The sequence below is a fragment of the Parabacteroides goldsteinii genome (assembly GCF_020091425.1).
In the GTDB taxonomy this organism is placed as follows: domain Bacteria; phylum Bacteroidota; class Bacteroidia; order Bacteroidales; family Tannerellaceae; genus Parabacteroides; species Parabacteroides goldsteinii.
The window spans coordinates 3,663,243-3,685,988 of record NZ_CP081906.1; the positions used below are offsets into that span (position 1 = coordinate 3,663,243).

Annotated in this window: 18 protein-coding genes and 1 tRNA gene; 16 read left to right on the top strand and 3 right to left on the bottom strand. The window is 42.6% G+C overall.

Features of this window, described 5'->3' with window-relative positions:
• The first annotated feature begins 91 nt into the window (after positions 1 to 91).
• The 10 genes from K6V26_RS16235 to K6V26_RS16280 all read left to right on the top strand — a co-directional run bounded on the left by K6V26_RS16235 (position 92) and on the right by K6V26_RS16280 (position 14,157).
• Positions 92 to 1,114: a FecR family protein gene (locus tag K6V26_RS16235; protein WP_224263307.1), complete on the top strand. Its 1,023-nt coding sequence runs from the start codon at positions 92 to 94 to the stop codon at positions 1,112 to 1,114.
• 260 nt (positions 1,115 to 1,374) lie between these two features.
• Positions 1,375 to 4,674, top strand: a complete 3,300-nt coding sequence (locus K6V26_RS16240) for a SusC/RagA family TonB-linked outer membrane protein (RefSeq protein WP_122327160.1) — start codon at positions 1,375 to 1,377, stop codon at positions 4,672 to 4,674.
• Between the two features lie 11 nt (positions 4,675 to 4,685).
• Complete coding sequence (locus tag K6V26_RS16245; protein WP_007657324.1) at positions 4,686 to 6,206, top strand: SusD/RagB family nutrient-binding outer membrane lipoprotein; 1,521 nt, start codon at positions 4,686 to 4,688, stop codon at positions 6,204 to 6,206.
• A gap of 133 nt (positions 6,207 to 6,339) precedes the next feature.
• Positions 6,340 to 7,371 (top strand): endonuclease/exonuclease/phosphatase family protein, encoded by a 1,032-nt coding sequence (locus K6V26_RS16250; RefSeq protein WP_224263308.1) that lies wholly within the window; start codon positions 6,340 to 6,342, stop codon positions 7,369 to 7,371.
• Between the two features lie 11 nt (positions 7,372 to 7,382).
• A complete protein-coding gene (locus K6V26_RS16255) occupies positions 7,383 to 9,428 on the top strand; it encodes a BNR-repeat neuraminidase N-terminal domain-containing protein (RefSeq protein WP_224263309.1) in 2,046 nt (681 codons plus the stop codon).
• A 24-nt stretch (positions 9,429 to 9,452) separates the two neighbouring features.
• The gene (locus K6V26_RS16260) at positions 9,453 to 10,523 is read left to right on the top strand and encodes a metallophosphoesterase (RefSeq protein ID WP_007657319.1); all 1,071 of its coding nucleotides are present in this window, start codon (positions 9,453 to 9,455) and stop codon (positions 10,521 to 10,523) included.
• Positions 10,524 to 10,698: 175 nt separating this feature from the next.
• Positions 10,699 to 11,652 carry an IS110 family RNA-guided transposase gene (locus tag K6V26_RS16265; protein ID WP_010800681.1) on the top strand — a complete coding sequence of 318 codons (954 nt, stop codon included), beginning with the start codon at positions 10,699 to 10,701 and terminating at the stop codon, positions 11,650 to 11,652.
• Positions 11,649 to 11,957 carry a hypothetical protein gene (locus K6V26_RS16270; protein WP_007657317.1) on the top strand — a complete coding sequence of 103 codons (309 nt, stop codon included), beginning with the start codon at positions 11,649 to 11,651 and terminating at the stop codon, positions 11,955 to 11,957. Before K6V26_RS16265 ends, K6V26_RS16270 begins: the two co-directional genes overlap by 4 nt.
• A gap of 287 nt (positions 11,958 to 12,244) precedes the next feature.
• Positions 12,245 to 13,147, top strand: coding sequence for an alkaline phosphatase (locus tag K6V26_RS16275; RefSeq protein WP_007657316.1), 903 nt, complete (start codon positions 12,245 to 12,247; stop codon positions 13,145 to 13,147).
• Positions 13,148 to 13,161: 14 nt separating this feature from the next.
• Positions 13,162 to 14,157 (top strand): metallophosphoesterase family protein, encoded by a 996-nt coding sequence (locus K6V26_RS16280; protein ID WP_007657315.1) that lies wholly within the window; start codon positions 13,162 to 13,164, stop codon positions 14,155 to 14,157.
• 74 nt (positions 14,158 to 14,231) lie between these two features.
• Here K6V26_RS16280 and K6V26_RS16285 read toward each other — a convergent pair whose 3' ends face one another.
• Positions 14,232 to 17,189 carry a PEP/pyruvate-binding domain-containing protein gene (locus K6V26_RS16285; protein ID WP_224263310.1) on the bottom strand — a complete coding sequence of 986 codons (2,958 nt, stop codon included), beginning with the start codon at positions 17,187 to 17,189 and terminating at the stop codon, positions 14,232 to 14,234.
• 260 nt (positions 17,190 to 17,449) lie between these two features.
• Here K6V26_RS16285 and gdhA point away from each other — a divergent pair, with 260 nt between their 5' ends.
• Complete coding sequence (gene gdhA, locus K6V26_RS16290) at positions 17,450 to 18,784, top strand: NADP-specific glutamate dehydrogenase (protein WP_224263311.1); 1,335 nt, start codon at positions 17,450 to 17,452, stop codon at positions 18,782 to 18,784.
• 64 nt (positions 18,785 to 18,848) lie between these two features.
• Positions 18,849 to 19,331 carry a ferritin gene (locus K6V26_RS16295; RefSeq protein ID WP_224263312.1) on the top strand — a complete coding sequence of 161 codons (483 nt, stop codon included), beginning with the start codon at positions 18,849 to 18,851 and terminating at the stop codon, positions 19,329 to 19,331.
• Positions 19,332 to 19,404: 73 nt separating this feature from the next.
• Here K6V26_RS16295 and ruvC read toward each other — a convergent pair whose 3' ends face one another.
• Together ruvC and K6V26_RS16305 are read right to left on the bottom strand one after the other, a co-directional pair.
• A complete protein-coding gene (gene ruvC / locus K6V26_RS16300; protein ID WP_007657299.1) occupies positions 19,405 to 19,965 on the bottom strand; it encodes a crossover junction endodeoxyribonuclease RuvC in 561 nt (186 codons plus the stop codon).
• A complete protein-coding gene (locus tag K6V26_RS16305; RefSeq protein WP_122327155.1) occupies positions 19,962 to 20,276 on the bottom strand; it encodes a DUF4286 family protein in 315 nt (104 codons plus the stop codon). Before K6V26_RS16305 ends, ruvC begins: the two co-directional genes overlap by 4 nt.
• Before the next feature lie 82 nt (positions 20,277 to 20,358).
• Here K6V26_RS16305 and K6V26_RS16310 point away from each other — a divergent pair.
• From K6V26_RS16310 to K6V26_RS16325, 4 genes are all read left to right on the top strand, one after another.
• Positions 20,359 to 20,432 (top strand) — tRNA-Ala (locus K6V26_RS16310).
• 105 nt (positions 20,433 to 20,537) lie between these two features.
• Positions 20,538 to 21,104 carry an RNA polymerase sigma factor gene (locus K6V26_RS16315; RefSeq protein ID WP_195437339.1) on the top strand — a complete coding sequence of 189 codons (567 nt, stop codon included), beginning with the start codon at positions 20,538 to 20,540 and terminating at the stop codon, positions 21,102 to 21,104.
• Complete coding sequence (locus K6V26_RS16320; RefSeq protein ID WP_224263313.1) at positions 21,101 to 21,568, top strand: hypothetical protein; 468 nt, start codon at positions 21,101 to 21,103, stop codon at positions 21,566 to 21,568. The genes K6V26_RS16315 and K6V26_RS16320 overlap by 4 nt, the downstream gene beginning before the upstream one ends.
• Before the next feature lie 12 nt (positions 21,569 to 21,580).
• Positions 21,581 to 22,681, top strand: coding sequence for a hypothetical protein (locus tag K6V26_RS16325; protein WP_224263314.1), 1,101 nt, complete (start codon positions 21,581 to 21,583; stop codon positions 22,679 to 22,681).
• Positions 22,682 to 22,746: the final 65 nt, after the last annotated feature.

Here is a 22,746-nt window from a genome sequence, read left to right on the forward strand (position 1 = left end):
ACTCTTTCAAAAAAGAAAAATCACAAAAAAATCACATTTTCGTTTAGGAGGTTTTTCTGCCCATTAGTCTTAATAATATAAAAGGGACAAAATGGACACACAAAATCATATAGACGAGCAATTACTACTGGATTATTTTTCCGGAACACTATCTTCTACCCAACAGCAGGAGATAGAAACCTGGCTACAAGCTTCTGAGGAAAACAGAAAAACAGCACGGGATATCCGGTATATTTTCCTGGCGACAGACACAATCAATACGATCGAATCTGTAGATTCAACCAGAGCATTAAATGATGTCAGGAAAAGAATAAACAGAAAAACAGACAACAAACATTCGTTTATGTTTTGGTTCCAACGGATTGCAGCCATCCTTATCCTGCCATTGATAGCCAGTTCCATTTATTTTGCCACACAGAAAATGCCGGTCGAATATATCGAAGTTCGGACAAACCCTGGAATGGTAGCCACCGTTACTCTTCCTGATAAAAGCAAAGTTTGGTTGAACTCCAAAACATACTTGAAATACCCACAAAAATTCACAGGTGAGACTCGTGATGTGGTGTTGGATGGAGAAGCTTATTTCTCAGTTCAAAAAGACAGATCGAAAAAATTTATAGTCAGCACACCTTTCAACCTGAAAGCTGAAGTTCTGGGAACAGAATTCAATATAGAAGCCTATAAAGAAAGTAATAAGGTTACAACAGCCTTGGTTTCCGGTTCTGTCAGGCTCACCTATCAAAGCAAAGACAATAAGGAAGAAGCATTATTGATGAAACCTAACGAAGAATTTGAATATAACGCAAAAATCGGAAAACTTAAACAGAATGACACTTATATGGCAACTCTGACTGCCTGGAAGGACGGACTTGTTATATTCAGAAACACTTCATTTGAAGAAGCCCTGAAAATTCTAGGTAAAAGATTTGATTCAGAGTTCATTGTAAAGAATGACCTGCTGTATAATTATTCTTTCACCGGAACATTTCAAAGTCAGCATCTGTCTCTGATTCTGGAACATTTCCGGCTATCATCAAATATCCAGTATAAATATATCTATCAGGAAACGGATAATAACAAGATTCTCGAAAAAACAATTGTTGAACTATATTAAATACTCAAATTTATGAACAACTTACAATTTAGTACTGAAATGAAAATATTTGAACCGCCCTAGAACAAAAACATACGGGAAAATATTGGCGTATTTCCCCGTATGAAAAAAACAACTGCAAGCTTGTTTGCGACAAGCTGTCAGTAAATGAATTTTTTAACTCTAAAATCACTTACAAATCTATGACAAATTATTTTAGCATCCAACTTTTCAGGATGGTGAAATCTTTATTCACATTCCTGAATAAAATACCATTATGTATGAGAATCACCGTTATAATGTTATTTGTTTGCTTCGGATTGGCATACGCCACTGAAAGTTACAGTCAATCAGCCACTTTATCCCTGAACGTCAATAACAAAACCGTACAGGAAGTATTAGATGAGATAGAAAAACAGTCAGAATTTCACTTTTTCTATAATAACAAACAGGTAAATACGAATCGGCTTGTTTCAATAAAGAGCAACAAAAAGAATGTGTTCAATGTATTGGAACAATTATTCAGCGGAACAGACATTAGCTATAAAGTTCTGGATAAAAGTATAATTCTTTCTCCAAAAACAGTATTGAGCAATGCCATAGTACAACAAAAAATCAAAGATATAACTGGTATTGTCACCGATGCCAAAGGAGAACCGATCATTGGAGCCAATGTTCTCGAAAAAGGTTCAACAAATGGGACGATAACAGATCTTGACGGTAAATTTTCTCTTTCAGTCCCCAACAAGTCAACCTTGGTTATATCCTATATTGGATATACAACCAAATCTATTGTCGTCGGGAACCAGAATATAATCAATATTCAGCTGGAAGAAGATACTCATAACCTGAATGAAGTAGTCGTAACCGCATTGGGTATCAAGCGGGAAGAGAAAGCATTGGGCTATGCCGTACAGAAAGTGGGAGGAGATAATTTCTCTACAATAAAACCGGTAGATGTTGCAACATCGTTAACAGGAAAAGTGGCTGGTCTGAACATACAAAACAGTCCGGAATTCAATTCAGCCCCTTCGATCTCTTTACGTGGCTCCGAACCGTTATTAGTAATTGATGGAGTTCCTTATGGAAATGTATCATTAAAAGATATTGCAGCAGATGATATTGAATCCGTTGATGTATTAAAAGGAGCAACAGCATCGGCCCTTTACGGAGCACGTGGTGGTGCTGGGGCAATCATGGTAACGACTAAAAAAGGAACAAAAGAAGGATTGAATGTAACTGTCAACAGCAGCACTATGTTCAATGCAGGTTACCTGAAAAAACCGGAAGTTCAAACGTCATACAGTTCTGGTTCAGGTGGTAAATACTATACAGGCGACTATGTATGGGGAGATAAACTAGACATAGGAAGAACTGCCGTTCAGTATGATCCATATACACACGAATGGAAAGAGATGCCATTGGAATCAAAGGGTAAGAATAACCTGAAAAATTTCCAGAATTTAAGTCTTGTCACTAATAACAACGTCAGTGTTTCTCAAAAAGGGAAATACGGCAGTGTCAGGACTTCCCTTACCCACATGTTTAACAAAGGACAATATCCGAATGAACGTCTGAATAAAATCACTTATTCTGTTTCCGGAGATATGAAATGGAAAGATTTCTCATTCGATGGAGGACTGACATACAACAAACGCTTTTATCCCAACGACATGGGAGCCGGATATGGCGGAAGCGGATTCTTATATAACTTGTTGGTATGGTCAGGTAGCGAATATGATATTCGAGATTATAAAAACTATTGGGTTAAGCCAAATGAACAACAAAACTGGATGGATGATACATGGTATGATAACCCCTACTTCATTGCACATGAAATTACCCGTTCCAGCGACTATGATATTGTAAACGGATATCTTTCTGCTGCCTACGACTTTACTCCTTGGTTAAAACTCTCTCTACGTTCTGGTTTGGACTCTTATTCGGAAAAGAAAGAATGGAAAAACCCAATTAGTGCATCCGGCGGATGGGATAGAAAGGGGTATTATTGCTTGCAACGTCTAGGGGGGTATAGCTTAAACAACGACTTCATGTTGTCCGCCGACCATCAATTGGGCGATTTCAACATCGATGGATTTATCGGAGGAACAGTTTACTACTGGAAGAGTGACAATATCATGGGAGAAACACAAAACGGACTGACTATTCCCGGATATTATTCGCTGAAAGGATCTATCGACAATGTAAAAACAACAAGCGGCGTTACAAAAAAATTAGTAAACAGTTTGTATGGTAAAGTTTCTGCTTCTTGGAAGAGCACTGTATTTGTGGATATCACCGGACGTAACGACTGGTCATCCACCTTACCGAAAGAAACACGATCTTATTTCTATCCGTCTGTTGCCGGTAGCGTTGTATTGTCACAGTTCATCCCAATGCCTGAAGTTTTTGATTTTTGGAAAGTAAGAGGTTCTTGGACACAAACAAAATCGGATTTAAGTGTATACGAAACGAATAATGCATTCAGTATATCTAACAATTTGTTCAATGGCAGTAGTGCAGCTTACTATCCGACCTCTATTCGTGGAGTTTCCGTATTACCATCTGCTACACGATCTTACGAGCTTGGAACTGCTGTTAATTTGTTTAAGAATCGTCTGAAAGTAGATTTTACTTATTATAACAAACTCTATTACAACCTGACCAGACAAGCAGGTATCAGCGAAGCTTCTGGTTTTGGATCAACATTGATCAACATCGATGAAGAACAACTTCGTAAAGGGTTTGAGATCACACTCTCCGGCGATATTATCCGCACAAAAGACTGGAATTGGAATTCTATGTTCAACTGGTCACGAGATCGTTATTACTACTCACAAGTAGACCCTGTATATTCAACCCAGAAACCTTGGGTGAAAGCAGGTGAACGCTGGGACTGGTATGGCGTTTATGACTGGGAACGTGATCCGGAAGGAAATATCATTCACGAAGCCGGATACCCTGTACTTAGCAAATACGAATCAGTCGCCGGATACGAATCTCCTGATTGGATTTGGGGATGGAGCAATAGTATCTCGTATAAGAATTTTACATTAAATTTCACTTTCGATGGTCGTGTAGGAGGTATTATGCATTCACAAACCGATCAAGCTATGTGGAATTCCGGAGCCCATATCGACTCGGACAATCAATGGAGATATGATGAAGTTGTCAATGGCAAAACAAATTTCATCGGAACCGGCGTAAAAGTCGTTTCCGGAAGTGTAGACTATGATTCCGACGGAAACATCATCCGTGATGATCGTGTTTTTGCCCCCAACGACGTACAGGTATCTTACGAAACATACATGAGTACAATGAACCCCTATATAGGTTCCGTACGAAGACAAAACGTGCTTCGCCAAACATTCTTCAAACTTCGCGACTTATCTTTGGCATATCAAGTTCCTAAACAAATCTGCCAGAAAATCAGAATGCAAGGGATGTCGGTTGCTTTCGTTGGTCAAAATCTACTGATATGGACCAAAGATTTTCGTTTCTCAGATCCTGACCGAGCTTCAGATAAGCTGAACTCACCTTCTTGCCGTTATGTAGGTTTTAATGTTAAATTAGATTTTTAATAGAAACAAATATGAAACGATTCAATAGATATATAACTTTGTTATTAATAGCTACGGCATTAATATCATGCAATAAATTTGATGATATCAATACAGATCCCGATGCAACAACAAAAGTTACATCTTCATTATTAGCCAACGGACTATTACTAGATATCATGCAAACCGGAGGTAGCAAAAATTTTGTTTACGACAATTTTCTAAGTAAACAACTGGCATGGGGAGAAGGTATGGAAAGTTACCAATACAACATATTTGACAGATCCAGTTTCAGCGGATTCAAAATGTTAACTAACTGCGAAAAGATGCTTGAAGCAGCCAGTGAAGACGACCAAAATGCATATGGAGGATTGGCTCATTTCCTAAAGGCATACAAGCTTTTTTATATGTCACTGGAAATGGGAGATATTCCTTATGAGGAAGCATTACAAGGAGAAACCGGATTGGTAAAACCGAAGTACAATACGCAGAAAGAGGTCATGCAATTTGTATTAGCCGACTTGGACAAGGCATACGAATTATTCTCGCAAGCAAATGATTTCACTGGAGATGAAATGTTAGGGGGTAACGTAGAAAAATGGAAAAAAGTAACTACTGCCTTACAGTTGAAAGTGCTGATGTCTTTGTCTTTAAAAGAATCTGATCCGGATCTGAAAATAAAAGAGCGTTTTGCCTCTATCTTTTCTTCACGTCTTTTGATGGATTCTAATGACGACAATCTGCAATTGACATACGCCGATAAAGCGAACACGGTATATCCATTTCACAATACCCAAACCAAACATGCCGGATATTCTATGATTTCTACAACAATCATCAATGCTTTTCAAGAAACAGAAGATCCAAGATTATTCTATTATGCCAAACCGGCTCAAAGCAAAATTGATGAAGGATTAACAGCCGATGATCGGAATGCATATTTGGGAGTAGACCCTTCACTTCCTTTCGACCAAATAAAAAAAATGTTTTCATCAGGAAGTTTTTGCGGATTGAATCCTCGATATACAGATCTACCATCAGGTGAGCCTTTAATGAGAATCAGTTACCTGGAACAAAACTTTATTTTGGCCGAAGCGGCAATCAGAGGATGGATATCGGCAGATGCATCCGTCTATTATAAAAAAGGAATTAAGGCCAGTATGGATTTCATTACAACCTATACACCGGACGAAGAGATTTACCATTATGGTCATCCCCTCACTGAAGATGTAAAAAATGCATTTTTAGAAAACCCTCAGATTCAATTGGGTAGTAACAAAGAAGAAAATATCGAGAAAATATTAACCCAACGTTATCTGGCTTCATTTATGCAACATCCTTACGACTCTTATTACGATTACCGCCGTACAGGATATCCGAAATTACCGATCAATCCTGAAACAAATCAGAATCCCGTACACGACAAAATTCCTGTACGTTGGATGTATCCTAAATCAGAGTACGACTACAACAAAGAAAATGTAGAAGAAGCCGTACAACGTCAGTTCGGAGGCGTAGATGATGTCAATAAAGAGATGTGGATACTGCAATAGGATTTTACCAATAAGCATTTCTTTCGATTAAAATCTGTTATTACAAATTTATATTACTACTTTTGATGTACTCTTTGAATATAGGTCGCTCTATTTTTCATAGAGTACATCTTTATTATACACTTTGAATATCATGAGAAAATATAATTTTATACTTCTAATTCTATTGATTTGTTCTTGTACGCTTTATGGAAAAAGTAAAGAATTGACTGTTCTGCAAATGAATATCTGGCAGGAAGGTACGATGGTGGATGGTGGGTTCGATGCCATAGCAGACGAAGTCAGTCGGTTGTCTCCGGATATTGTCCTGTTCAGTGAAGTAAGAAACTACCACGGTAAACAATTTATTCCGCGCATTTTACAGGCATTAAAAGACAGAGGTGTTAATTATTACGGTGAAACCAGTACTTTGGATGTCGGTATCCTTTCCAAATACAAAATACAGGAACAACGGCCGAATTACCCTCTCAAAAATGATGCAGGGTCAGTTCTCAAAGCCCGTATCGAAATCGAAGGGCAGACCATTGTCGTCTATTCCGCCCATTTGGATTATACGCATTACGCCTGTTATCTGCCACGCGGATACAGTGGCGTTACCTGGAAAAAACTGGACGCACCGGTTCTTGACTCCCGGGAAATAGAAAAGGCCAATAATGAATCCCTACGGGACGAAGCTATCCGGGGAGTAATCGAAGATGTCGAAAATGAAAAAGGGAATATCATCCTCCTGGGAGGAGACTTCAATGAACCGTCCCATCTGGATTGGAAGGAAAACACAAAAGACCTGTGGGATCACAATGGAACGGTCGTACGCTGGGATTGTTCTGTCCTTTTGGAGGAAAACGGGTTTAAAGATGCTTATCGTGAAGTATATCCTGATCCTGTGACACATCCCGGTTTCACATTTCCTTCAGACAATCCCGATGTCGATGTAAAAAAACTGGCCTGGGCTCCGGAAGCCGATGAAAGAGACCGTATTGATTTTATCTATTTCAAACCTAACAAAAAATTAAAGTTAATAGATGCCGCCGTGGTAGGTCCCCGGAAATCTATAATCCGAGGTGAACGTGCTGAAGAAAACAGCAAGGACAAATTTATACAACCTGCGGGAACATGGCCAACAGATCATAAAGCAGTCCTGGCGACCTTCAAACTAAAACATTAAAATAAAATACCATGAAATACATATTCACTCTTTTATTTATCAGCCTTTTTACAAATTTATCTTTTATACACGCCTCAAACGATAATCTTGCCCTTCACCTGGACGGGCAAGATAACAATGTCCGTACCGGCATCGGTATCCTGAAAGACTCATGGACACTGGAGACTTGGATCAAGGGCGATGATAATTCATGGAAAGATATTGAAGTTATCTTCGGGGGAGGAGAATACAGCCTGTTGAATATAGCGGATTATCTGCCGCTTGTTATCGAGAATGGCAGACTACATAACACATGGGCAGATTTATGGTCGGAAGATGTATTGGATGACCAGTGGCATCATGTGGCATTAAGTTGTGACGGAGTTGTCACCAAGCTGTATCTGGATGGAGAAGTTGTCGACAGTAAAACGACTGCCATATCCGTATTGCCTGGAGCAATTGGTGTAAATGAAGGTGAACCGACTACGTTCGGCGGGTTAATGGACGAAATCCGCATATGGAACTCGGCAGTATCAACCGAAACATTAAAAGAGTGGATGGGGAAACCGCTTGAACCGACTCATCCCCAGTTTGGCACGCTGGTTGCCTACTATAACTTCGATGACGGTATCGAAGATGTTTCAACCAACTGGGTGGGAAAAGGAGACCTGGGATACCACCTGAGAAACGGCAGAAACAAATACAACGGTACTGTTCCACTGGCCTATACCGTAGTAAACGATAACCCCAAATTCATAAAACCGGATAAACAGCAGGAATTATTCAACGCAGTCGTCATCGATAGCGAATGGGACGTCGACCAGGGAAGCCTGGATGATCAGGTCCTTAAATTAAGAATAGCCGTTACCGGAAGCCAGGCCCCGTTACGCCTGACAGAACTTTCTCTTGATTTATCTGAAACGACTGCTTTATCCGATATAAACAGTCTTCACGTATATTATACGGGGAAAACCGCCCGGTCAGGAGTCAAAACCGAATTATTCGGCAAAGGAGAAAAGCCTCAAAAGAAAATGACTTTTAAAGATGAACAGGGTGTCGTAACACTGACTCCCGGTATCAATTATTTACTGGTCACAGCCGATATAGCACAAAAAGCCATCGCCGGTAACAAAATAAAAATATCCGTACCTTCTTTCAAACTGGGAAAAACCGGATATACTCCGGAAGTTAGTGACGGTATCATTGAAAAAAGAATCACGGAAAGCAGCAAAAACAATCCCAACATCGTGAAAGTCCTGCAATGGAATATCTGGCACGGAGGTGTTCATGTCGGGAATGACGGTCTCAGCCGGGTTATAGATCTCGTAAAGGCATCCAATGCCGATATTGTTACCATGCAGGAAGGCTACGGAGGTCAGCAACGGATCAAAGACTCACTGGGATATTATATGCAAACACCTTCCCTGAAAGACAATCTGGTTCTCTTTAGCCGTTATCCTATAACTGAAGTTATACCGACAAAGAAGAGTTTCAACTCCAACCCCGTGAAACTGACATTACCCGGCAACCGACAACTATTAGTTAACGCCTGCTGGTTACGTTATGCTTATAACCCGGAATATTCCTGCAATTACCCCAATATAGGACATAACACTTCGGTTTGGGTGGCAGAAGATGCCCTACGCGGTTTGGCGGATATGCAACATATTATGGAAAAGGATACGAAACCTTATCTGACGGATGACGATACTCCCATTATTATCGGAGGTGACTTTAACTCTTGCAGCCATCTGGACTGGACCCAAGCAGCTGCACCCATACATTTCGGATATGGTCCCGTACCTTTCCCTATCTCGCAATATATGTTGGACGAAGGATTTAAAGACAGCTTCCGTGAAATCAATCCGGATGAAGTAGCCCGCCCGGAAGGGACATTTGCCGTTATTTACGGACAACTACAGGTCAGCCGTATTGACTTTCTCTATTACAAAGGAAAGAATATCAAAGCTGTTTCTTCCAAAATAGTAAAAACAGCACCGGAGATCGATGATGTCTGGGCTTCCGATCATGCTGCTGTCCTGACTGTCTTTGAAATAATATCACCATCCGAGAAATAACTACAATTTAAAAACTAAATACACATGAAAAAAGGACTTCTTTTATTCGCCGCCGGCCTATTCAATCTGGCAGCAATTACCGCACAGGTTCAGCCTGTGCAACCCAAATTAACGGACGACAAATCATTTTCCATGATTCTGTTCCCTGATCCGCAAAGTTACACGAAATTCGATGTCAACCAGCCTTTGTTCGAACTGATGACCGCGTGGACGGCAAACAATAAGGAGAGACTGAATATCGAAGCAGTGCTCTGTACCGGAGATTTGGTGGAGCAGAACGAAATCCGTATCCCCGACGGAGTGAACGGAAACCAGACCAGCGAAGAACAATGGAAAGCTGCTTCGCAAGCCTTTGCCCGACTGGATAATAAACTGCCTTATGTTGTCTGTACCGGAAACCATGATTATGGATACGAAAAGGCGGAAAACCGTTTATGCCGATTACCGGAATATTTCCCGTCAGAAAGAAACTCCTGCTGGAGAAACTCACTGGTCGAAGTAGGAAACAACTACCAGGGAATCCCGACACTCGAAAATGCTGCTTATGAATTCAATACGGAAACATGGGGCAAAATCCTGGTGATCTCTTTAGAGTTCGCCCCACGTGACGAAGCTATCGAATGGGCAAAAGCAGTAACGGAGAAGCCCAAATATACCGATCATAAAGTGATCCTATTGACTCACTCCTATCTGACCGCCGAAGGAAAACGGCGCCTGAAAGAGAACTATAAAATATCTCCGGCAAACTATGGGGAAGCCATCTGGCAAAAGCTGGTCTACCCGTCCAAAAACATCTGCATGGTCATTTGCGGACATGAATGTGAAATTGCTCCGTATAAAGATAATGTAGGTTTCAGTATCGAAAAGAATGCAGCCGGCAAAGATATTCCGCAGATGATGTTCAACGCCCAAACAGCCGACGGGTTCTGGCATGGCAACGGAGGTGACGGTTGGTTACGGATCATGGAGTTTATGCCTGACGGACAGACGATCAAGATAAAAACATTCTCTCCCCTCTTCGCTATCTCCCCGACAACAGCTGATAAATCCTGGAGGACCGAGTCGTACGATCAATTCGATATTACTATAAAATAATGATAAAAGAACTTATGATAATTGGGTATTCGAGCCAATTATACATACCTTTGGTGAACTAATACAAAATTTAAACACATATCATGAAACATCCATGAAATAAATTTCGTCCAAGAGCATGTAAATAGGGGGGTATTGTTTACTTTAGTGTCATTCACTCGAAAAAACGAATGCAATGAAAACAGTACCTTTTGAACAAGTCATCCTCCGGGGTTGTGGAATAGATGTCCACAAGGACATGGTAGTTGCTACGATAAGTGGCGAAGGTCTCAAAACTGAAACCCGCAGTTACAAGACCTTCAGTAGTTCTTTGACAGAATTAAAAGAATGGTTATTATCCAGTGGCATTACGCATGTAGCCATGGAAAGTACCGGTGTTTACTGGAAGCCGGTCTATAAGATTCTTGAATGTCCTGATATGAAAGTCTGGATCGTGAACGCACGGCACATCAAGTATGTTCCCGGGCACAAAACGGATAAAAAGGATAGTGCCTGGATTTGCAAACTGCTTTTAGCAGGTTTGTTGAAACCGAGTTATATCCCGGAGCGTGAACAACGTGAGCTTCGTGATTTAACCCGTTACCGTAACAAGTTGATCCAGCATGTATCTTCTGAGAAAAACCGTATTGTTCGTATCCTGGAAGATTGTAACATCAAACTTTCCAGCGTGGTGTGCAGCCTGGACGGAGTCGTGGCGAACAAGCTGATAGATATGTTGATCGATAAGGGTCATGTAACAATGGATGACATAACTTGCATCTATCATAAAAAACTTGAAGCCAGTCCGGAACTTCTTTATCAGGCTTGTGAAGGCTTTATAGAACCGCATCACATCTATATGTTGCAGACCATCCGTAAAGATATGGAACAGACGAAAGCCATCATAGCTGACCTTACCTGCCGTATAAAAGAGGTTTTATCTCCTTATGAGAATGTGATGGAACTCTTGCAGAAGATCCCCGGACTTAGCCGGAAAACGGTTGAAGACCTGATAGCAGAGATAGGTGTGGATATGGAAGCCTTTCCAACCGAAAAGCACCTGGCTTCGTGGGCCGGTGTCTGTCCTGGCAATAACGAGAGCGCAGGTAAAAAAAAAGTGGTAGAACCACCCATGGCAACAAACAGTTGAAAGCCGTAATCACGGAGGCTGCGTGGGCAGCCACCCGTACCAAGAACACCTTTTACAGTGCACGTTATCACCGTTTAGCCGCCCGTCGAGGGAAAAAGAGGGCTTTAGTAGCAGTAGGACACTCGATCCTGAAATCGGTATGGCATGTACTGAAAGAGGCTTGTGAGTATAAGGAACTCGGTGCGGAATATCTCAACCAAAGGATGGAGCAGAAACGGAAAAATTACTTGAAGAAAGAGCTGGAAGCACTTGGCTATAAAGTTAAAATCAGCCGTGATGATGGTCCAATCCCAGAAGTAGGTTAAAAACATAGAGAAGGTCGATTTTTACTGGCTTGTTGTCGTAAGAAACAGCAAGAGGTCGCTCATGAAACTGATCTCAACTGCTAAGCGGTCAAGACTGCGAGTCCTTTAACGCGTGTATGAAATTTTTTTTCTTAGCTGTTGTAAAATTATAAAATGCCCAAAGATAATAGCCAACCGCATTTGTATCTATACAAGTGCTCTCTTTTGTTTTGTCTGAACTCTAAAAAAATCAATTTATTAATGGTTTAAACGGCTCTCTTGAGATAGGGAGCGCAATTTATTTACATATGAAACAAAGAAATTTATTACTTATTCTGGTTTTAGCCATCGTTACAATCAGTTCGGCTTTTGCTGCCAAACCAAAAGCCAAACACGTAATCTGGATCGGCCTGGACGGCTGGGGTGCTTATAGTGTGGAAAAAGCAGAGATGCCCGTCACCAAGCAGTTTATGAAAGACGGTTCTTATACCTTGAAAAAACGTTCCGTTTTACCTTCATCCAGTGCAGTGAACTGGGCTTCCATGTTTATGGGAGCAGGTCCGGAGATTCACGGATATACCGAATGGGGCTCTAAAACACCTGAACTTCCTTCACGCGAACTGAATCAGCACGGCATCTTCCCGACAGTATTCCAGCTATACCGCGACGCCGCCCCGAAAGCGGAGATCGGTTGTATCTATGACTGGGACGGCATCAAATATCTGGTAGACACACTGGCACTCAGTTATCATGCCCAGGGACCGGATTACAATAAAAATCCAACGGCTCTGACTGAAATGGCTGTTAAATATATTACTGAAAAAAAGCCCAATTTGTTTGCCGTAATTTTTGATAATCCGGATCATGTAGGTCATGCAGACGGACATGACACCCCTTCTTACTACAAAACGCTGAAAGAACTGGACGGCTATATCGGACAGATCGTTGAAGCAGTAAAAAAAGCCGGCATGATGGATGAAACTATTTTCGTTATCACAGCCGACCACGGCGGTATCAACAAAGGACACGGAGGCAAGACTATGCAGGAGATGGAAACTCCGTTCATCATTGCAGGAAAGAACGTAAAGAAAGGCTATTGCTTTGACGACATCAGCATGATGCAATTCGACTGTGCCTCCACACTAGCTAAATTATTAGGTCTGACTCAGCCTCAGGTATGGATCGGACGTCCGATGCCGGTATTCAAATAAATAAGAGAAAAACAATGAAACAGTTATTTATAAGTGCATTATTTCTGTTGGGCGGCCTGTTGAATGGTAACGCCCAGCAGCCGTCACTGAAGTTCAATAAAGACGGAAAGTTCAAGATCGTCCAGTTTACTGACATACATTATATATATGAGAATCCTAAATCGGCCATTTCGATTGAAAGGATCAATGAAGTGCTGGATGCAGAAAAACCGGACCTGGTTCTTTTCACCGGCGATGTGATCTACGGAAAACCAGCCGAAGAAGGCATGCGGAAAGTCTTAAAACTGGCCTCCGACCGTAAGATTCCTTTTGGAATCACATTCGGTAATCACGACAACGAGCAGGGTCTGACACGCACCGAGCTATTCGACATCATTAAAACAATCCCTTACAACCTGACAGATTCTGTAAAAGGTGTATCAGGAGCAAGCAATTATATCCTACCGATCAAATCATCAGATGGAAGTAAGGATGCTACCATCCTCTATTGCATGGATTCACATTCATACTCTCAGATCAACGGCATCGGCGGATACGATTATATCAAATTCGACCAGATCCAATGGTATCGTGAGAACAGTGCCAAATACACCAAACAGAACGGAGGTACCCCGATTCCTTCACTGGCATTCTTCCATATCGCTCTGCCGGAATACAACCAGGCGGCTTCCGACGAAACAGCCATTCTGGTAGGAACACGTAAGGAAAAGGCTTGCGCCCCGCAACTCAACTCCGGACTGTTCGCTTCCATGAAAGAAATGGGCGACATACAAGGTGTATTCGTTGGTCACGACCACGACGACGATTATGCCGTTTACTGGAAAGGCATCCTGCTGGCTTACGGTCGTTATACCGGTGGCAACACTGTTTACAACAACCTGACAAACGGTGCCCGCGTGATCGAAATGACAGAAGGTGAAAATGGTTTCAAAACCTGGATACACCTGAAAGGCAATGAAATCATCAACAAGGTGAATTATCCGTCAGACTTCATCAAGAAGAAAGACTGATACACCATTGCGTCATAAAACAAAAAGTCCTCTCATGCATCAAGCAGAAAGGACTTTTTTTGTTATATACTATCTTATTCCGGTTTAAGCACCACGCCTAAACTCTTCTTTCCGTCCATCTTAATGACGATTGGCTTGTCGAAATGGATATGCCGCAGATATTCGGTATCCTCGACAGCCGGCAAGGCATTCAGATACTCCTCGTCAAACCAGCCGTCTCCTTTGAACGGGTTGATGGTGAAATATCCGACACCAAAGGATGTCAGGTTCTGGAAGAAATGCGTTCCCTGGCTTGGGTCAACACGATAATTTTCCAAACCGCACTCCACGATTACACGGGCATTGCTAATATGCGGCCACTTCACCGGAATCCCCAGCCAATGGTCACTGCTTCCCCAACGTCCGGGACCGACCAGCACGTAATTCTTCTCTTCTTCCGTAAAACGACGGTTCAGTTTTTCTATTTCATAGGCAATCAACTGGTTGTTCGACGAGTTGAAAGCACCGCTCTTTACATAGATAATATCCTGCACATCCGTCACGATGCCATGACCGAGCACACTGGTGGACGAAAGGATCGTTTCCTCATTACCGACTTGCGTCAGGTCTTCATCCATGATTTCCTTATTATCGACAATCGGACGAATTTGAAGGAGATAGAAAGTTGCCTTGTCGTGGTTGTTTGGATCGACATTTACCGCAAACTCTATTTCAACAGGACGTCCCATCTCGGCCTGCCCGATGCGAAGTAACTCATCCAACGTCTTCGCCAGAGGGAAAACGTCGTGTTGGAGAATATTTACGAACGACAGGATTTTACGACCACCGGGATAATAACCGTCACGGATAATCTGATCATACGGATCGTAAGTGGAAACAATATATTTCAAGGAACCGTCCGCATCGGCTTCCTTCAGTCCCAATCGTTGCAGGTTAAACGAATCATCGATAGAGAACTGTTCCGCCAGGTTCTTCAGGTCAAGTGCATAGAAACGGGTTTGCGTCTCACGGAGAGCAAAATCCATCGTACTCATCTGCAAAATATTGTGCGGATGACGGGGAGAGAAACGCAACGTCTGTCCGCCATCTACGATATATTTACCCAGACCGAGGGCAATATTGGCAATTCCGTCTTCCGCCTTTTCGTTACCGATCGGGTAGAAATTCAGCGAACGGGCCACGCCGGAGATAGTCGGATAGAAATGATCGTTGTAACGGTTTCCCACCACTTCCTGCAAGACGACCGCCATCTTTTCCTGATCGATCAGGTTGGACGTAGCAGTCATATATCCCTTACTGTCACGGTAAAAGACGGAAGCATAAACCGCCTTGATCGCATCGCTCAACAGGCGAAGCATTTCATATTTATCATCCAACCGAGGAACCATATAGGTAGAATAAATCCCGGCGAAAGGTTGATAATGCGAGTCTTCCAGCAAACTGGACGAACGAACGGCTATCGGACTTTTCACCACATCGAAGAATGCCATCAGATCATCGATCAAACTGGCCGGCAGACTGGCACGGAGAAAGTATTTCAGTATCGTTTCGTCATCCGCATCACTCAGGGCGACAGACAGAAGTTCGTTTGTCTCCATGAACTCATCAAAGATATCCGTACAGATCACAACGGTCTTCGGAATATTCGTGTTAAAGTTCTCCGTCTCCAGTTTAGGATAACGCTTAACCATAGCGCCCATAAAGGCCAATCCTCTACCCTTTCCTCCCAACGAACCGTCACCGATACGGGCAAAGTTACTGTATTCGTCGAAACGGTCTTTCTGATAAATAGCCACGACACCGGAGTTCTTCATGCGACGGTACTGTACGATCAGGTCGAATATCAGCTTGCGTGCTTCATCCATATCCTTATAATCGCTAACATCGACCCGCTTCAACACTTCTGCCGGCGGAAACATGGCACGCGAATAAAAGAAACGGGAGAAATGGTTGCGCGAAAGGTGATAGACCAGCGAATCGTCGGGAATCTGATACACTTTCTTTTGCAAGTCCTTCAAATCCTTGATACGCATAATCTCTTCCTTCGTCTGCGGATTCAGGATCACAAAGTCACCGAACCCGAAACGCTGCATGATCTTCTTACGCAAATCCTGCGGGTAGCTTTTCGAATTCTTATCGATAAACGAGGCTCCCAACTCTTTGGCATATACTTTATTACTCGACTCGGACGATTCCAGCACAAAAGGAATGATCAATCCGGTCTTGCGGACATACTGTCCGAACTTGTACCCGGCATAGGGATCTTTCACCCCGTCGTGCATAAAGCTCATATCCGAAACGATACCGAGCATATTATCCCGGTATTGATTGAAAATACGGACAGCCTCTTCATAAGTACGGGCCAGCTTAATCTTCGGACGACCGCGCATTCGAAGCGTCTGCTGGTGACCGTTCAATGCCTCCTTCGCAAACATCTGGCTCTGTTCCAAGACGAATTTATACAGATGGGGCAAAGCGGACGAATAGAAACGGATGGAGTCTTCCACCAGCAAGATGATCTGTACCCCGACACTTGCCGTATCGTCGGGTGCATTCATCTTATCCTCGATCAGTTTGATAATAGCCAACAGCAGCTCGGCATTGCCCAGCCAACTGAATACGTAATCTATCGCACTCAGGTCTTCATTGGCAATACGTTTGGAGACCTCTTTCGAGAAAGGCGTGAGCACCACGATCGGGATATTCGGATAATGTATCTTTATCTCCTTTGCCGCCGCAAAAATATCGCGGTTATCCATATTCGGCATGCAGATGATTAATTCGAAATTACGATCTTTTAGTTCGGCAAGCGCCTCTTCTTCCGTCGTCACCTGGGTAAAACGGGGAGGATAACGCAGGCTGAGTGAGGTATATTCATTGAATATCTGTTCATCTACCCGTCCGTCGTCTTCCAGCATAAAGGCGTCGTATTTTGTAGCGATAAGCAGTACATTATATATACGCTTATTCATTAGATTGGCGAATGATGTGTCTTTAAACACAAGGTTCTGAAAGTCCGGTATTCCGCTCATAATGATTTCATAGAATTATATGCGCCCAAAAATAAGGAAAAATATGCTAGGTAGGTTACATAATCATATCCCAATCACCACAAATAACCGAAAAACTTCAAACGAACAACCTCTTTCAGAAACTCTGCCTCCCCTCTCTATTCCAAAATATGCATCAAAAACATAATTTTCACTATCAAAAAGTAAGCAAAACACTTGGTCATTCCATAGGATTCGCTACATTTGCCTACACATTGTTATTCCTAAAAGCAAGAAACGCTATGAAGACAGAAGTTATTTTATCTGCACTGGAAGCAAAGCACCCGGGTGAAAAAGAGTACTTGCAGGCCGTGAAAGAAGTTCTTTTATCAATAGAAGAGGTTTATAACCAGCATCCAGAGTTCGAGAAAGCCAAAATCATCGAACGGTTGGTTGAACCCGAACGCATTTTTACTTTCCGTGTACCTTGGGTAGACGATAAAGGTGAAGTGCAAGTTAATTTAGGATATCGCGTACAATTTAATAATGCGATTGGCCCGTATAAGGGAGGAATCCGTTTCCACCCGTCGGTAAACTTATCTATCCTGAAGTTCCTGGGCTTCGAGCAAACATTCAAAAATGCGCTGACAACTCTGCCGATGGGCGGTGGTAAAGGTGGTTCCGATTTTGCTCCCCGTGGCAAAAGCGACGCAGAGATCATGCGTTTCTGCCAGGCTTTTATCATGGAACTATGGCGTAACCTGGGACCGGACCGCGATGTTCCGGCAGGCGACATTGGCGTTGGCGGACGTGAAGTCGGTTATATGTATGGCATGTACAAAAAACTGGCCCGCGAAAACACCGGTACTTTCACAGGTAAAGGCATGGAGTTCGGAGGTTCGATCCTTCGTCCGGAAGCAACCGGATACGGTGCTCTCTATTTCGTACATCAAATGCTTGAAACTCACGGCATAGATATAAAAGGTAAGACAGTTGCCGTTTCCGGCTTCGGAAATGTAGCCTGGGGAGCAACAAAGAAAGCGACCGAATTAGGAGCCAAAGTCGTAACCATCTCCGGTCCGGACGGATATGTTTATGATCCGGACGGTATTTCGGGTGATAAAATCGAATACATGCTGGAATTACGTAACAGTGGCAACGATATCGTGGCTCCTTATGCCGACGAATATCCCAACGCCACCTTCTACCCCGGTAAGAAGCCTTGGGAACAGAAAGTGGATATCGCCCTGCCCTGCGCCACACAGAACGAACTGGATGCCGACGATGCACGTAAGCTGATCGAGAACAAAACATTATGCGTTGCCGAAGTATCCAACATGGGATGTACAGCCGAAGCAGTCGACCTGTTTATCGAACACAAACAATTATTTGCTCCGGGCAAAGCGGTTAATGCCGGCGGCGTAGCTACTTCTGGACTGGAAATGACACAGAATGCCATGCATATCTCCTGGACTGCCGAAGAAGTGGATGCCAGATTGCATCAGATCATGGGCGCCATCCACGAACAATGTGTCGCCCACGGCAAGGACGGTAATTATGTGAACTATGTGAAAGGTGCCAACATTGCCGGCTTCATGAAAGTTGCCAAAGCCATGATGGCACAAGGTATTGTATAAAATAGTCTGGCACACTTTTTGTGACCAATTTTATACAAATACAACTCAATAAAAGTAAAATATTATGATCTTAAGTAAGAACTTATCAAAGGCTTTCAATGAACAGGTAGAAGCTGAAATGTGGTCTTCAAACCTGTACCTGTCGATGTCGATCTATTTCCAGAAAGTAGGACTGAACGGTTGTGCACACTGGATGCGGAAACAGGCTGAAGAAGAGATGGAACATGCCCACAAAATGATCGATTTCGCTATCGACCGCGGAGGCGACATCGTCATCAACCAGATCAATGTCGTTCCGACTGCATGGGGTACTCCACTGGAAGTATTCGAACATGTCTACAAACACGAAGTACATGTATCAGAACTGATTGACAAGATGGTCGATATTGCTGAAGCAGACAACGATCATGCAGCCAAAGACTTTTTATATGGTTTCGTTCGCGAACAGGTAGAAGAAGAATCGACAGCAAAAGCAATCGTCGACAAGTTGAAGATGTACGGCGAACATCATGCCATCCTTCTGGATCATGAACTTGGTAAAAGATAATTTCTTTCCTCAATAAAAAAACTCCGGTTCCTGTTAACCAAGGACCGGAGTTTTTTTATGCTGTAATCTCTACTTACTTCCGTACTTTACCGGGATTCTTTGCCATGAAATCTTTCCATCCGCTATACTTCTTCTCCGAAATCGGATTATTTGTCTGGAAATAATGACAAACAGCGGCTGCCAATCCGTCGGTTGCATCCAGCTGAGGCAACATCGACTCCTGAGGGATATGCAGGAAACGTTGCAACATTCCCGCCACCTGTTCTTTGGCTGCATTTCCGTTACCGGTAATAGACATCTTGATCTTCAACGGTGCATATTCAAAGATAGGAATTTCACGTTCCAATGCAGCTGCCATAGCGACACCTTGTGCCCTTCCCAGCTTCAACATACTCTGTACGTTCTTCCCGAAAAACGGTGCTTCGATTGCCAATTCGTCAGGGTGATACTGGTCGATAAGGGCCAGTACCCGTTCGAATATCTTTTTCAAACGCAAGTAATGGTCTTCGTACTTATTCAGTTGAAGAACGCCCATGGCTTCGAGCTTCGGTTTATTTCCTTCAATCTTCAGAACGCCGTATCCCATCACGATTGTTCCGGGGTCGATACCCAATATGACACGGTCTTTCGTCATGACTCCAGGTCTATTTCCTCCAATAAGGTACTGAAGCCCACCAGCTTTGCTCCGAAACGGTTCACTAGCTCCTGTTGCAGGTCACGGCCTTCGGACTGCATCCAATACTCCAGCGTTTCCGGATTCTTTACATGGAACTGAACCGAATAGCTGGTTGCATCCTCCGTCTCGTCCTGTAAAATACGACGCAGATAAGGTGTCCGCAGAAACCCGCTAGCTGCCGCACGGGGTATATAACTCTTTTTCAGATACTCAATACACTCGGCAAGGATATCATTCTCTATATTAAATGTTGTATTATAAACGATCATATTCTTTTTCTCTAAATTTCTTACACAAAGATAGTGCTAATATCAGGAAAAACTCTATATTTGCACTCGAAAATAAAACAACGGGGCATTAGCTCATCTGGCTAGAGCGTTAGACTGGCAGTCTAAAGGTGATCGGTTCGAGTCCGATATGCTCCACACAAAGGCAAAGAGGTTCACTTTAGAGGTGAGCCTCTTTTTTTATTTAAAATAATTCGACCATCTCCCCTTTTTTACGTATCATATTATAAACGGACAAGAAGTATGATGAATGAAGAAGAAATACAAGTACTAATAGATAAAAGCAAAAAGCAGGACATGACCGCTTTTGCCCTATTAGTCACAGAATACCGGCAACTTGTATTCCGACTGGCATTTCGCTTACTCTGTAATGAAGAAGAGGCTAGAGATATGGTACAGGAAACATTTATAAAAGTTTGGTTGAATCTTGACAAGTATAACCGGGAATACCGTTTCTCAACCTGGCTCTATAAAATTACCGGAAACATTTGTTACGACCGCCTGCGCTTTCTGCAACATACCCCTTCGGGAAGTATGCAAGGGCCATCCGTCGACAATCTCTCCTTATCTTCTGATGAGAACATAGAACAAAGTCTTATAAACAAAGACTTAAAGAACCTGATACTTCGGTTCACCGAGGAACTCACTCCGAAACAAAAACTGGTGTTTACCCTAAGGGAAGTCGAGGGCCTTGAAGTATCCGAAGTAGAAGCTATCACCGGTATGTCTGCCGAAAAGATCAAAAGCAATCTTTACCAGGCACGCAAACAGATACGAATGAAAATAAATCAGATGGAGAACAACCTATGAAAAGAGAAGATCAAACATACGAAAAATGGCTGGACAAACTAAAAAATACCGAACCAGTCTTGAATGCTCCGGAAGAGCTGACAAATGATATTTTGAACAAAATAAAGACCTTACCTTCCGGAACGTCCCTTTTGAAAGAAGCAAAAGGAAAAAGTAAAACAAACAGGATATTACTATCGGTCAGCAAAATATCCGGTATTGCAGCAGCTCTCCTGCTTTGTTTTCTGATAAGCGAAACCATTTTCTTTTCACAAGACAAGCAGTATCCGGAGCAATCTTATGCGAATAATGCTATCTGGCAAGGGAAAGCCTACTCCCTACCCGACAGCTGTAACCCAGAAAGTAGCTTGCTCGAAAAAAGCCGCTATCTATCCGAACAATGGAAGGAATATATAGAGGAACTATCAAAAAGAAAAGCCTCCTTCCTGTCCAAGAGAATTTCTGTAGAAACCATCATTCACTAAAACGAACAAAAGATGAAAACTAAAGGATATATATCAATCATTTCAGGACTGCTTCTTATGGCCTCCTGTTCTTCCAACCACCGGATGGTGACCCATATTTATCCGGACGGACAAATTGACCGTGAAGTATATGCACACGGAGATTCCGCTTTTATGGCGGGCGACGGCTCACACTCTCCTTTCCTGTTCTCCATCCAGGACTGGCAACAGATTCCTTTGAATCCCAGCATCCCTTTTGTCATCTTAGGAAAGAAAAGTGACTCATTCGGTAAAGAGGAGCAATTGAATGTAAAAGTCAAACGCACATGGAATATATGGGATACCCCTCTCCGGCTCACTCCTGAAAAGAAATGGATGGAACCGTTAGCCGTTCCGCAGGAAAAGCTGGAAAAACATTTCAGATGGTTTTATACCTATTATACATTCACCTGCAACTACCGTCAAATTGAAGAAAGAGGCCCCATCCCCCTTGAACATTACCTGAGTAAACAAGAACAAGAACTGCTCTTTCAAGGTGACCTGACTCAAGTCAGGGGAATGAACGGACTTGAGCTAAACGATAAGCTGAATGACTTGACAGATCGTTTCGTGAAATGGTATAATGAGAGTTTGTTTGAAATCCGCCTTGAAACTATTGAGGAATGGGAAGCTAAGTCCGGTAATAAAACCTTTATCTCAAAGCTAAAGGCAGACAAAGATGCCATCAAAAAATCGGCCATGAGTAAAGGAGAAGATACAGACCTTGACTCGATAGATATGTATCGGCTACTCGACACTTTCTACCAGACGGACCATTTCACCACTGCATATCAGCAGAAAGACAAAGATCAGATAAACCGGTTATTTGAAGAGAAATGCCGTCCGATAGAATTATTCAACCACCAGATAAAATACGAACTCAATATGCCAGGCCAGTTGATAACAACCAATACCACCCTACATGAAGGAGAAACTCCTTATTGGAAGATAGACGCCTACCGGCTGTTACCTGGTGATTATACTTTGGAAGCCCAATCGCGTGTACCTAATATCTGGGCATTTATTGTCACGGGACTACTTGGGATACTGGCTGTCTGTGGAATGATATATGGCAGAAAACAAAAAGAAAGGTGATCTTTATTGTTATTAAATACATTTATGAATAAAGATTTTATGTAAGTTTGCAGACAGAAAAAGGA